Below are 12,943 nucleotides of genomic sequence, written 5' to 3' on the forward strand. Positions count from 1 at the left end.
TCCTATTCTAAATCAGCACGATCACCCATCGTGTAGCCTGATTCCTCTGAAAGCTCAAAGGTATCTTTGATGCCGTCTGTTACGTACACTTTATCTTCTTTTGTGATAAAGATCGCATCGGTTCCCTTTTCGGTATGCTGTTCGATATAAGCCAAGCCTTCTTTGACTCCTTTATCAAACGCCACCGTAGTCAACCCGTCACCATCGATGGATTTGTCAGTGATCACAGTCACACTTGCTACATCGCTATCGTAAGGATAGCCAGTCTCAGAATCAAAAATATGGTGATATGTTTTGCCGTCTACTTCTAAGTAGCGTTCGTAGATCCCTGAAGTAACTACTGTTTTATTGGTTTCTTTGATACTGCCGATAATCGAGCCGCGAGATTTGTTTGGATCTTGGATTCCGACATTCCATGGCTCATCTGCACCGCGGTTGCTATGACCTAACACATAGACATTCCCGCCCAAATCGACGATCGCGGAAGTCACGCCATTGTCCTTCAGCACTTTGACGACTTCATCCGTGATGTAGCCTTTGGCGATCGCCCCAAGGTCAAGGATCATGTCCTTGTCTTTTAAATACACCGTGTGGTCTTCGTCGTTAAACTCGACTTGTTCATAATTGATATGTTTCAACGCTTCATCGATCTCAGATTGTTCTGGCTTGCGGGCATCATCAAAGCCGATTCGCCACAATTGGGTGATCGCACCGATGGCCATATTAAAGCCGCCTTCTGATTTCACACTATAATCATAGGCTTCTTTCAACAAATAATAGATATCATCTGAGACCTTCACTGGCTTGATGCCAGCTTGCGCATTGATTTCATCGATCTCTGACCCTGCTTGGTTGATGGTGATTTTATCGCCTAACTCTCTGATGCGGTCAAAGGCAGGCTTCATAGCGTCCTCTTTGCCTTCATCATAAATGCGAATCCGAGTATACGTACCTAATAAAAATTCTTCTTGAAAATATGGTTCTTCTCGCAGCGTCGTTGCTTCCTGATCACTGCCACAGGCTGCCAACATTGTGCCTAAAAAAACAAACATCAGAAAAAACGTTACTTTCTTTTTCATGATTTTCCTCTTTTCTATTGTCTTCAACCTTCATATAATAGCCTTTTTTTGGCAGAATGAAAAGGGCATTCCGTGATTCCTCAACGTATTTTAGGAATCCTTAATCGAACCTTTTCTTCTTTGTAAAAAACAGTTCTTTTTTAAAAAAACCTTCCCACCAGATTGCTTCCTTTTGCACGAACTTGCTTTTGTGCCCTTGTTGCCCACGAAAAAAAGACAGCACTCAAAACGAATGCTGTCCTCTTCATGGAAAGAAGTTGTGATTATTCAGTAACGAAGTTATCCACTTCGATTGTTGTTTGGTCGCCTTTTTCAGCGGCATTCAACAATTGTTGTGCATAGATAACAAAGCTGTGGAAGCTGTGGGTTGCCCCTGAAACAACATCCATGTCTGCCACAGAGCCGTCTTCGGCATTGACTGCAGAAACAAAGGCTTCATTGAAGTTTGGAATGAACTCTTCTGGACTTGTACCAGATTTTGCTTCCATGTTTTCGTTGTATGATGCATCATCTTTTTTCGACTCGCCTGCTTCGTTTAGGTAGTCGTAGTTTGATTCAGAGATTTTGCCGTCAGCTACAGTCATTGAGAAGACTACGCGGTAACCGTTTGAGTAGTTCTTTTCTTCTAATGTATAGGTTCCGTCTTTCAAGTCTGCACCATTGTCGATTTCAATGGTTTCCGTGTTGCCTGCTTGCGCCGCTTGAATCAATTGTTGTGCATAGTTTTGGAAGGAATCAAAGGAATGAGTCGCGCCAGAAACTACTTCGATTGAAGAAGGGCTTTGTGCGGCAACTAACTCTTCATTGAATTTAGGAATAAATTCTTCTGGGCTGATGCCTGCTTTTTCTTTCATTGTTTCATTGTATTCAGTGTTTTCTGTTTTTGATTCGCCATCCGCATTGACGTTGTCATATTTTGATTCAACGATTTTGCCGTCTTTGACTGTGATCTCAAATGTGACACGGTAGTCGTTTTTATAGTTCTTTTCTTCTAAACGATACGTACCATCTTGCATTGGCTCGCCTGCAACGACGGTTGCTTCTGAGCTTTCTGTAGTTGCAGAATCGCTTGCAGAAGTTTGTGATGTACTTTCACTAGTTGACGAAGAACCTGTATTGTTGTCGTCTGCTCCGCATCCCCCTAACAATAATGCTGCGAATGAAAATACCGCCATACCTACAATCAATTTCTTTGCTTTCATAATTATCCACCTTTTACTTGTTTATTTTCCCCACAAAAAAGTTTGTGATACATCTAACATTGTAAAGTAAATTTACGAGATGTCAACCGCTTCCTTTCCGCTTTTTCAATAAAAAATGACTTATTTTTTGATTTTCGCAAGTTTTCACGAATTTCAGGAAATATGCGTTTTTTTCATCAGAATCGTTAGACAAATGAACCATTTGTCTATATAATAGGAACGATTGTGTAATTATTATCATAGATTATTTTTATTAAGGAGAGATTTGCAATGGCAAAGAAAAACATTGTCGTTGTCGGTGCCGGTTATGCAGGCGTTTCTGCTACGAAGTACATGGCAAAGAAATTGAAAAAAGACAATGATGTTGAGATAACATTGATCGACCGTCACTCTTATCATACGATGATGACTGAACTGCATGAAGTCGCTGGAGGACGTGTAGAACCTACCGCAATTCAATATGACTTGCAGCGCTTGTTCTCACGCAAGAAAAATGTTCGTTTAGTAACCGATACAGTAACTGGGATCGATAAAGAAAATAAAACCGTCCAAACAAAATTAGGCAGCTATTCATTTGACTACTTGATCTTAGGGATGGGTGGCGAACCGAATGACTTCGGTACACCTGGTGTCAAAGAAAATGGCTTTACTCTATGGTCATTTGACGATGCTGTCCGCATTCGCGAACACATTGAAAAAACTGTCGCAAAAGCAGCGATCGAACCAGATGCAGCATTACGTAAAGCAATGTTGACGTTTGTCGTTTGTGGTTCTGGGTTTACTGGGATCGAAATGATCGGTGAACTGATCGATTGGAAAGATCGTTTAGCTTCCGATTATAAATTGGACCCAAGTGAAATCAGCTTGAAAGTCGTTGAAGCAATGCCAACGATCTTAAACATGCTTGATCGTAACGATGCAGCCAAAGCAGAACGTTACTTGAAGAAAAACAATGTTGATCTTGTCTTGAATGCACCAATCGTTGAAGTGGCACCTGACCACATCAAACTAAAAGATGGTTCAACGATCCCAACCCACACATTGATCTGGACTGCCGGCGTCAAAGGAACTAGCGATGCTGCTGATTTCGGTTTAGAAACCGCTCGTGGTTTCCGTCTAGTTGCCAATGAGTACATGGAAGCAAAAGGCTACGAAGACAAAAACATCTATATTATTGGTGACTTGGTTTACTTCGAAGAATTCCCGAACACACCAACACCACAAATCGTGCAAGCAGCTGAACAAACTGGGCACACTGCAGCAACGAATATCGTTTCAGCCATCAAAGGCGGCGAAAAACATAAATTCAAAGGAAACTACCAAGGATTTATGGTTTCCATCGGTGCCAAATGGGGCGTGGCGAACTTATTCAATAAGATTCACCTGAGCGGTTTCTTAGCGATCATTATGAAACATATCGTTAACTTGAAATACTTCTTTGATATTCGTTCTGGTTACTACATGTTCCAATACTTGATGCATGAAATCTTCCACATCAAAGATGACCGGACAGTCGCTCGTGGTCATACGTCTCGTTACGGAAACGTCTTGTGGAGTGTTCCGCTTCGTATTTTCTATGGTCTTGTCTGGTTCGTTGAAGCCTTCAAGAAAATTTTGGGTACGAATGGGGAAGTCTTCAAACCTGGTACTTGGTTCGGTGAAGGTTCTTGGTTCCAAGGCAACAGCGTTTTCCCTTGGACTTGGGAATACCAAACAGTCGCTGATGCAGCAAGTGGTGCTAGTGAAGCAGCCGATGCAGCAAGTGCCGCTAGTGGTGCCGGTGAAGCAGCCGATGCAGCGACACAAGCCGCACACTTCGGTTTGAGCTATGCCTACGGTGAGCAACCAATGATCGTGATTGAAAAATCACCTGACTGGTTCACAAAAGTTATGCAATTTATCATGCCAAACAACGACGTTGCAATGTTCTTCCAAAAATTCATGGTCTTCTTTGAAATTGCTTTAGCTCTTGCATTGATGGCTGGTCTCTTCACTTGGTTAGTAAACGCAACGACTATCGTTTTAGTGTTGACTTTCTGTATGTCTGGTATGTTCTACTGGGTAAACATCTGGTTCATTCCAGTTGCATTTGCCTTGATGAACGGTTCAGGACGCGCAGTCGGTTTAGACCGTTGGGTAATCCCATGGTTGCAACGTACCCTTGGAAAATGGTGGTACGGTACCCCTCGCTCCTTATACGGCAATAAATAAGCCAGCAAAATAGAATACCTGTACGACTTCATGAGACTAAGACATTCTGATTTTCAATCAGTGTCTTGGTCTCTTTCCAAGTACAGAACTTTTTCTTGATCGTCCTTGCACAGAAATCGGTGGATTATTGAGGATTCAGCTAGTAGAATCTTGTCTTCTTATGCTAGAATGAGACACATCACATGAAAGAACAGGAGTCTTTTTTGATGAAATTAAAAGAATTTATCCGCGATGCCCATTTAAAACCATGGGATGGCGTCATCATACTTGTTTTGATCCTCAGCTCTTTTTTACCGATTTTTATTTTTGGCCAGACGCAAACAGCGGACAAAGAAGCCGTCTTGCGGGTCGATGGGACAGAAATCAAGCGTTTTGACTTAGTTGAAGGTCAAAAAACGTACACCTATCTTTATGAAGATGAAGATGGCGATACCAATTTACTGGAGATCGAAGGGGATCGGATCCGAATCAAGGAAGCCGATTGCGGCGACCAGATTTGTGTCCGCCGTGGCTGGGCTAGTAAAAATGGGGAAACCATCGTCTGTCTGCCTCATAAATTGGTGATCGAAATCCAAGCCGCAGATGGGAGTGAGACCGACGATCTAATCTATTGATCGTTTGCTTATGAGTCGATTACAACGAATAATTTTCATCTCACTGCTGGTCGCCCAAGGGGTCGTGATTGGTTTAGTTGAAAATATGATCCCTTATCCATTTGCCTTTGCGCCTGGTGCGAAACTAGGTTTGGCAAATTTAATTACCATTATTGCTTTGTTCACCATGCCAAAAAAAGACAGCTTTCTCTTGATTTGGCTAAGACTGATCTTAACGACGTTACTAGGAGGAACGGTTTCGACCTTCTTATATAGTATGAGCGGTTCCTTATTGAGCTACTTTGGGATGTCTTTGGTGAAACAGTTGGGGCCTAAGCGTGTCAGTATCATCGGCATTAGTGCGGCCGGCGGGTTCTTACACAACGTCGGACAGTTGATCACTGCCTCATGGATCGCTCAATCCTGGAGCGTGATGCTCTACTTGCCGGTCCTGTCTTTCTTTGGGATCTTGTCCGGGATCGCTATCGGAATCGCCGCCAACTACTTGCTGCGCCGTGTCGAAACACTGCGCCGTTTTCAAATTGATTATGAACGCCAGACCAAAGTCAAATGGCGCTCGGATTCAGAATAAAGGAGTTAATTATGAAACTTCATTCCATGTGGCAAGAGTATCCAGCACTGCAAGCTGACTTATCTGCCTCCTTGCAATTGATGGAAAAATCATTAAAACTAAAAAACAAAGAGGTCGAACAAGCGATCCTGTCCATGATCCATTCAGGTGGGAAACTGCTGCGTCCTGCTTATCAGCTGCTCTTTTCTGCTTATGGCAGCGACAAAGATCGCGAAAAAGCCGTCGCATTGGCGGCCTCGATCGAAATGCTCCACACTGCCTCGTTGATCCACGACGATATCGTCGATCATGCGGACACCCGCCGCAAGCTGCCGACCATTCGTTCCGAATTTGGCAACGATGTCGCTGTCTATGCTGGTGATTACCTCTTCGTCTGCTGCTTTAAATTGATGGCGGATTATGCCAGCTCCATGAAAAGCTTGCAGATGAATTCCCGTAGTATGGAAAAAATCCTGGCCGGCGAATTAGGACAAATGAGCAAACGATACGATTTGTCCGTCACTGTCGAGGATTACTTAGAAAACATTCGCGGCAAAACCGCTGAGTTGTTTGCTTTAAGCTGCTTCATCGGAGCTTACGAAAGCGGCACCTCCTTGCGCTTTGCCAATCAAGCCCGTGAGATCGGTGAAGCCATTGGTCTTGCCTTTCAAATCATGGATGACGTCTTGGATTACAGCCAAGATGCGGCTGCTTTAGGGAAACCAGTATTGGAAGATGTTCGGCAAGGCGTCTATTCCCTGCCGCTGTTAATGGCACTGAAAAGTGACCGCCAACAGCTGCTCCCATTGCTGGAAAAACAAGACGCCATGACGGACACCGACACCCACGAAGTCTATCGGATCGTCCAAGAAAGTGCTGGGATCGAAGAAGCCAAGAAACTCGCAGCCGACTATACGAAAAAAGCTTTGCAGGCGATCCAGAAATTACCTGAGACCAAAGATGAAACCAAAACGTATCTTTACCAGATCACTGCTCAGATCCTTGGGCGAAGCAATTGATCTAATGAACGAACACCAAAAAAGCATGGTCGCTGCCAAAGCGATCATGCTTTTTTAGTTGAGCAAGGGAATCCCTCATGAACTCATTTCTCTTTGGGCAAACACTAAATCTGCAGCAACATAGGAAGAGGTAAAGGTTTTGCGGTATTGGTTTGGTGTATAACTGGTTTCACGTTTGAAGATCCGGGCGTAATAACCCGCATCATCATACCCCACTTGTTCAGCGATAGCAGCAATGGAATCCTCCGTAGTAACCAGCAGCTTTTTGCTTTGTTCTATTCGATAAAACGTCAAATATTTAGTAAAAGTCATCCCAGTGGCTTCTTTAAAAATCCGGCTGATATAGTTGCGATGCATGTGGCTGAAAGCAGCAAGGACATCTAAGGTGATCGGCTCTTGATAGTTGAGATGGATGTATTCAATGATCTGATTGACTTGTTCAGCAATATTATCAGTGATCGCTGACGTAGAATAGTGCAATAGGGAAATTTGATTCAACGAGAGAATACTACGGTGGATACTGTGCTGAAGCTCTTGCTTGCTTAAAGGCCGCACTAAGTAGTCGATGGCTCCGCAGCGCAGTGAGCGATGAAGATTGTCGAAGTTCTTCGTCTCATCAATCAAAATCAGTTTGATGTTCGGCTGTTTTTTCATGACCTCGGCTGTCCAATAAAAAGGATCTTCGGCCTCATTAGAGATTGACAAGATGAGGATATCAACGTGTACTTTCCCAGCGATCGCTACCGTTTCAGCCATTGTCCAAGCATCTTGCAAGAGCGTGGCGTTAAAAAAATCTTTTCTGACCACTTGTTTTATCTGATTTCGTTCCTTTTCATCTGGGGTGGAAACTAAAATGTAGCACATGAAAGCAGCTCCTTTCCGTGTTCTCTTTTTCAAATTATACCATGTTTAATCATTTATCATTAAGTTTATTGCTTTTTATGAACAATAACAACACATGTTAAAAATATAACAATCTTGGATAAAATTGTCCTGAAACAGCATAGAACCCTCCTAAAGAAAACGCTTACTTTCGCATATAATTAAAGTATAAAAAACAAGGAGGATGATTGATATGATGACAGAGACAAAGATGCACAGTCCCTTAACACTGGTTGATTCCTTAATGAAACAAGCGTCAGACGCCCAAGAACTTTATCGTACTGCCTCGCAAGAAACGGTTGATTACGTGGTGGGAAAAGCTGCAGAGAAACTGACCAGCCACTCGATGCACTTAGCAAAATTGGCACAGAAAGAAACCGGCTTTGGAAACGCAGAAGATAAAAACATCAAAAATTTATTTGCCAGTGAAATATTATATAACAGTATCAAAGATATGCCGACGGTTGGAATCGTAGAAGAAATTCCTGAGAAAAAGATGCTAAAAATCGTTGCGCCATTGGGGGTCTTAGTTGCTTTGATCCCCTCCACCAATCCTACATCCACCACGATTTTCAAAGTACTTTTGGCATTGAAAACGAAAAATGCAATCATCTTGTCCCCTCACCCCCGAGCGCTGCAGGCAATCAAGGAGACCGTGTCCCTCTTTAAAGAGGTGCTGCAAGCATGCGGATTGCCGATCGATTTGGTTCAATTACTAGAAGAACCGACAATTGAGGATACCCAAAAATTGATGGCACATCCCGATACCGATCTAATCTTGGCTACTGGTGGTAAAGCGATGGTTCGAATCGCATATTCTTCGGGCAATCCAGCAATCGGTGTCGGCCCTGGTAATACCCCTGCACTGCTAGAAAAATCTGCAGACATCGCGAAAGCCGTTGATCAGATCATCCGTAGCAAAACCTTCGATTATGGGACGATCTGCGCCTCTGAACAGGCATTAGTCGTTGAGCAATCGATCAAAGATACAGTGATCTCTGAATTGAAAGCAAATCACGGCTACTTTTTGAATCAAGAAGAGTCTGAAAGGCTGGCTGATTTTATCACCACGACTGAGGGCGGTCTGAATCCCCGAATCATCGGTCAGCCAGCAGTTAAAATTGCCGAAATGAGCGGTCTATCGGTCCCAAGTGATACGAAAATCCTCGTTTCGGAACAGACGGTCATCGCTAAAGACAATCCCTATGCGCGGGAGAAACTTTCGCCGATCCTCGCGTTTTATACCGTGGCTGATGCCGAGGAAGGCATTCGTTTTTGCCAAGAGTTGCTAAAGATCCAAGGTGCTGGACACACCGCTGTCGTTCATACCAAAGACGATACCTTTGTTCGTGAATTTGGGCTGGCGATCCCTTCTGCCCGAATCTTAGTCAATACCCAAGCAGCTTTAGGAGCCATTGGAGGCACCACGAACTTAAATCCTTCCTTGACTCTAGGTTGCGGGTCCCATGGAGGCGGCAGTACTTCAGAAAATATCCATGTCGCACAGCTTTTAAACACTCACTACATCGCTTACGATGTCGAAAAATAAAGAACCTAGGTGCTTCAAGATAAGCGGCTGAACAATACAGCCCCTTCCTTTCATAAAAATGAGCAGGGAAGAACGATCCATTCGTTTTTCCCTGCTCATTTTTTCTTCTATTTACTAGTTAACGCATCGTCACAAATTCTTCTGACCCTGTCGGATGAATGGCAACGGTTTGATCAAAGTCTGCTTTTGTAGCACCCATTTTGATGGCTACAGCGAAGCCTTGCAGCATTTCATCGACACCGATCCCGATGCCGTGCAGACCGATGATTTTTTCTTCTTTTCCTAAGCACACCAATTTCATCTCACATTTTTGGCGATACTCATTTAAAGCAAAGTACATCGGTGTAAAGCGCGAGCGATACACCTTTATCTGCTCTTGGCCGTATTTTGCCAAGGCTGCTTCTTCGGATAAACCAATCGTGGCAATCGGTGGATGAGTAAAGATGACCGTCGGTACTAAGTGATAATCCAAGTACGCATCGCTTTGACCGTTGAACAAGCGTTCAGACAAGCGACGACCGGCGGCGATCGCAACCGGGGTTAAATCCAATTTTCCGATGACATCGCCCACCGCAAAAATCGAGTCAGCTGTGGTATTTTGATATTTGTCCACAATGATAAACCCTTTTTCATCCAATTGGACATCGGTGTTTTCCAGACCTAACTTATCCGTATTCGGCACGCGACCACCAGCAAAAAGGACGCAATCGCCGGTCAAGGTTTCGCCATTTTCAAAGTGAACGAGATACTCGTCACCTTCTTTAATGATACGAGAGGCAACGTAGCCTGCATAAGTTTCGATTCCTGATTCTTGGTACATCTCCACGAGATTATCCGCAAGCATCTTGTCAAAGGTTCGTAATGGCCGCTCTTTGCGGTACGCCCAAGCCACTTGGCTGCCCAGCTGTTGGCTGACACCGCTGATTTCGGCTGCGATGTAGCCTGCCCCTAAGACGACCATACGCTTTGGTGCTTCTCGCAACGCAAAAAAACCATTCGAGTCAATGGCGTACTCACCGCCGGGAATATTCATCGCGCTAGGTTTTCCACCGGTGGCAATCAAAATGTTTGCTGCATGGTAGTTTTCCCCATTGACGGTAATCGTGTGGTTATCCACAAACTGTGCATAACCGTGGATAACTTCTATATTGTTACTGTCTAAGCCTTTTTGATAGGCTGTGTGTAAAAAATCAATGTATTTTTCACGGTTATCCACAAGCTCAGTAAAATTAAATTTATCCACATGTGGATAAATGCCGTAGCTAGTTGCGTCCCGTTTGATCATTTCTAACATCTCACTAGCTTGCCACATGACTTTTTTCGGTACACAACCGACATTGACACAGGTGCCGCCTAATTCATTGCCTTCGATCAATAATACTTTGGCGCCGTGCATCCCTGCCCGATTGGCTGAGGCGATTCCGCCGCTGCCGCCACCAATTACTATGTAGTCGTATGTTTCCATATTTGTTGTTTCCTCCTTAAGATTGTCTATGTTCTCATCGATCCTTTTTGGCTGGATTGATTCAACAAAAAAAGCCGAGAGAAACTCTCGACCTTATTTTTTCTTCCGAATCATGTCTCCGACTTCCACCGGTTCTTTGACCGGCATCGTCAACAGCATCATAGGATTTGGTGCACGATCGATGGATTCACCGTCTTCATTATACATGACTTCGACGGTTTGGTGAAAGTGATGGAATCCGGGACCGTAAAATTCGATTTCATCGCCAACGGAAAAGTGGTTCCGTTGCCGAATCGTAGCTGTTTTTGTTGCCGGATCATACGCCATGACTTCCCCAATAAATTTGTATTGCGGAATTTTCCGACGCGGACCAAACAACTGCTCATTTTCACTTGGGGTATCGTAGTAAAAGCCTGACGCAAGCTCTCGCTGCGCAACTTTCCACAGTTCATCGATCCATTCTTGTTTGCAGACATAGTTCTCTGGATCGGCCATGTAACTGTCCACGGCTGCTTTATAAACGTTCGCCACGGTTGAAACATAGTGGATCGATTTCATGCGGCCTTCGATTTTGAAACTATCCACGCCGTTTTCAATCAAATCCGGGATATGTTCGATCATCGACATATCCACAGCACTCATGGAAAACTCTTCTTCCACTGTCCCGTTTTTAGTCAAACTGTTTCGTTCCGTTGCAAAGGGCATGTCAAACAGATCATATTTCCAGCGGCAAGATTGCGAACAGCCGCCGCGATTGGCGTCTCGCATCGACATATGATTGGACAAAGTACAACGGCCAGAATAAGAAATACACATGGCGCCATGAATAAAGGCTTCGATCTCCACGCTAGTATTTTTGCGGATCTCAGCGACTTCCTCCATCGACACTTCTCGGGCGAGAACGACCCGTTCTAGGCCTTCTTCCCGCCAAAATTCCAATGTTTCATAGTTTGTGGCACTGGCTTGGGTGGACAAATGGATCGGTAGACCTGGCGCTTCTGTTGCGCAGATCTGGATCAAAGCGGGATCAGAAACGATCACTGCCGAAATACCGACATCTCGCAATTCCCGAAAGAATTCCCCTGCACCTTCTTGATTGCCCTCGTGGGTCACCATGTTGGCTGCTACATAGACTTTTGCGTTGTGGGCTTTGGCAAAAGCCACCCCTTCCGCCATTTCTTCATAGGTAAAGTTTCCCGCGCGACTCCGTAGACCATAGGCATTGCCGCCGATATAGACAGCGTCAGCGCCATAGTGGATCGCTGTTTTTAATTTTTCTAACGTACCAGCTGGTGCTAACACTTCTGGTCGTTTCAATGCTTGTTTAACGGTCATTTGTTCTTGCTCCTTACTTGATATCGTCAGGATCGATGGCATAAAATCCAGTGTCCAACCCACGTTCTGCTGGATGAAGTTGGGCAACTTGTTCACTGAGCACAGTTGCTTGCTCTGCTTGCCACTTCCCACTTTCCACAAGGCTCTTGGCTTGGGCAAACAGCTTAGCAATTGCCACAAAGGCAGCCCCTCGTGTATAGATTCCGTCCAGCTTCCAGGTTTGAAAGCCTGTTGCGGCTAATTCCCCCAGCTGCAGCATCAGATTGATGTCGTTATTGGCAAAAATGTGCGTGCCGTGGCTATCTTCATAAATGGAATAGTGAGTTTCTTCTTTTTTCGGTTCAGATAAAAACAACCCACGGTCGTGGTTCTTTTCTTCCGATTGTTGGGTATAGTTATAATAATTTTGTAAAAGCGGACGCTTCGATTGGTGAATGCAGGTCGCACCATAAACCAATACTTCCACAGGAATATTTAGTTGTGGTGCCATGATTTTCATTTCCTCGAAAGGAACTTCTCGCGCTAAAACGGCTGCCTTTGCTCCTTTTTGTCCCCAAAAATTGATTTGACGAGCGCTCGTTACTAAGGTTTCCCCTGCATAAATAAATGGCACGGCACATTCTGGATTTTGCTTCATGCGGTAAATGATCCCAGGATCTCCGAGAGCGATTTGATCGGCTTGATTGGTCTTCAGAAATGCTAGGTATTCTGGAATCCGCTTCATTTTTTCTGGATGCATGATGCCATTGACTGCGATCGTCACTTTCTTTCCAGCTTCGTGGACCATGTCGATCAGTCTGATTTGCTCTTCACGAGAAAAAGAGGCCGGTAGGCGCAGCCCGAATGTCTCTTCTCCAAAAAACAATGTATCAACATAAGGGATGAGCTGCTGTGCTTGCTCGATCGATTCCACCGTGGCGATAATTTCAACCATAATACTCCTCCTTTTTTCAACTCATTCATAGTATCACACAGCAGGATTCTTTCCAAGAGGTCTCGTTACTCTTTTTTTCACGAATAGCGCTTTTTCCGTTAAT

At 44.3% G+C, this 12,943-nt stretch carries 11 protein-coding genes; 5 read left to right on the plus strand and 6 right to left on the minus strand.

Features of this window, described 5'->3' with window-relative positions; genetic code table 11:
• Window positions 1-2: 2 nt before the first annotated feature.
• Both IGI77_RS17135 and pplA read right to left on the minus strand, forming a co-directional pair.
• Window positions 3-1,079, minus strand: a complete 1,077-nt coding sequence (locus IGI77_RS17135) for an FAD:protein FMN transferase (protein ID WP_005230331.1) — start codon at window positions 1,077-1,079, stop codon at window positions 3-5.
• 263 nt (window positions 1,080-1,342) lie between these two features.
• The gene (pplA, locus tag IGI77_RS17140; protein WP_016608361.1) at window positions 1,343-2,281 is read right to left on the minus strand and encodes an extracellular electron transfer flavoprotein PplA; all 939 of its coding nucleotides are present in this window, start codon (window positions 2,279-2,281) and stop codon (window positions 1,343-1,345) included.
• A 270-nt stretch (window positions 2,282-2,551) separates the two neighbouring features.
• Between pplA and IGI77_RS17145 the strand changes: the two genes are divergently transcribed.
• The 4 genes from IGI77_RS17145 (at window position 2,552) to IGI77_RS17160 (ending at window position 6,675) form a co-directional block, all read left to right on the plus strand.
• The gene (locus IGI77_RS17145) at window positions 2,552-4,492 is read left to right on the plus strand and encodes an NAD(P)/FAD-dependent oxidoreductase (RefSeq protein ID WP_005230327.1); all 1,941 of its coding nucleotides are present in this window, start codon (window positions 2,552-2,554) and stop codon (window positions 4,490-4,492) included.
• A 206-nt stretch (window positions 4,493-4,698) separates the two neighbouring features.
• Window positions 4,699-5,106 carry a NusG domain II-containing protein gene (locus IGI77_RS17150; protein WP_010748871.1) on the plus strand — a complete coding sequence of 136 codons (408 nt, stop codon included), beginning with the start codon at window positions 4,699-4,701 and terminating at the stop codon, window positions 5,104-5,106.
• A 10-nt stretch (window positions 5,107-5,116) separates the two neighbouring features.
• On the plus strand, window positions 5,117-5,677 hold the full coding sequence (locus tag IGI77_RS17155) for a Gx transporter family protein (RefSeq protein WP_005232987.1): 561 nt from the start codon (window positions 5,117-5,119) through the stop codon (window positions 5,675-5,677).
• A gap of 11 nt (window positions 5,678-5,688) precedes the next feature.
• Window positions 5,689-6,675: a polyprenyl synthetase family protein gene (locus tag IGI77_RS17160; protein WP_164890366.1), complete on the plus strand. Its 987-nt coding sequence runs from the start codon at window positions 5,689-5,691 to the stop codon at window positions 6,673-6,675.
• Between the two features lie 75 nt (window positions 6,676-6,750).
• Here IGI77_RS17160 and IGI77_RS17165 read toward each other — a convergent pair whose 3' ends face one another.
• A complete protein-coding gene (locus tag IGI77_RS17165; RefSeq protein ID WP_074934233.1) occupies window positions 6,751-7,539 on the minus strand; it encodes a response regulator transcription factor in 789 nt (262 codons plus the stop codon).
• Between the two features lie 211 nt (window positions 7,540-7,750).
• Between IGI77_RS17165 and IGI77_RS17170 the strand changes: the two genes are divergently transcribed.
• Window positions 7,751-9,106 (plus strand): aldehyde dehydrogenase family protein, encoded by a 1,356-nt coding sequence (locus tag IGI77_RS17170; protein WP_438770438.1) that lies wholly within the window; start codon window positions 7,751-7,753, stop codon window positions 9,104-9,106.
• Between the two features lie 118 nt (window positions 9,107-9,224).
• On the opposite strand, the gene gor is transcribed toward IGI77_RS17170, so the two are convergent.
• From gor to IGI77_RS17185, 3 genes are all read right to left on the minus strand, one after another.
• The gene (gor, locus tag IGI77_RS17175) at window positions 9,225-10,571 is read right to left on the minus strand and encodes a glutathione-disulfide reductase (RefSeq protein WP_438770440.1); all 1,347 of its coding nucleotides are present in this window, start codon (window positions 10,569-10,571) and stop codon (window positions 9,225-9,227) included.
• Window positions 10,572-10,664: 93 nt separating this feature from the next.
• Entirely contained in the window at window positions 10,665-11,906 is a 1,242-nt protein-coding gene (locus tag IGI77_RS17180) for a peptidase U32 family protein (protein ID WP_008381725.1), read from the minus strand.
• Window positions 11,907-11,919: 13 nt separating this feature from the next.
• Window positions 11,920-12,840, minus strand: a complete 921-nt coding sequence (locus tag IGI77_RS17185) for a peptidase U32 family protein (RefSeq protein ID WP_438770442.1) — start codon at window positions 12,838-12,840, stop codon at window positions 11,920-11,922.
• Window positions 12,841-12,943: the final 103 nt, after the last annotated feature.

Source organism: Enterococcus sp. DIV0213h, assembly GCF_051711285.1.
In the GTDB taxonomy this organism is placed as follows: Bacteria; Bacillota; Bacilli; order Lactobacillales; family Enterococcaceae; genus Enterococcus_D; species Enterococcus_D casseliflavus.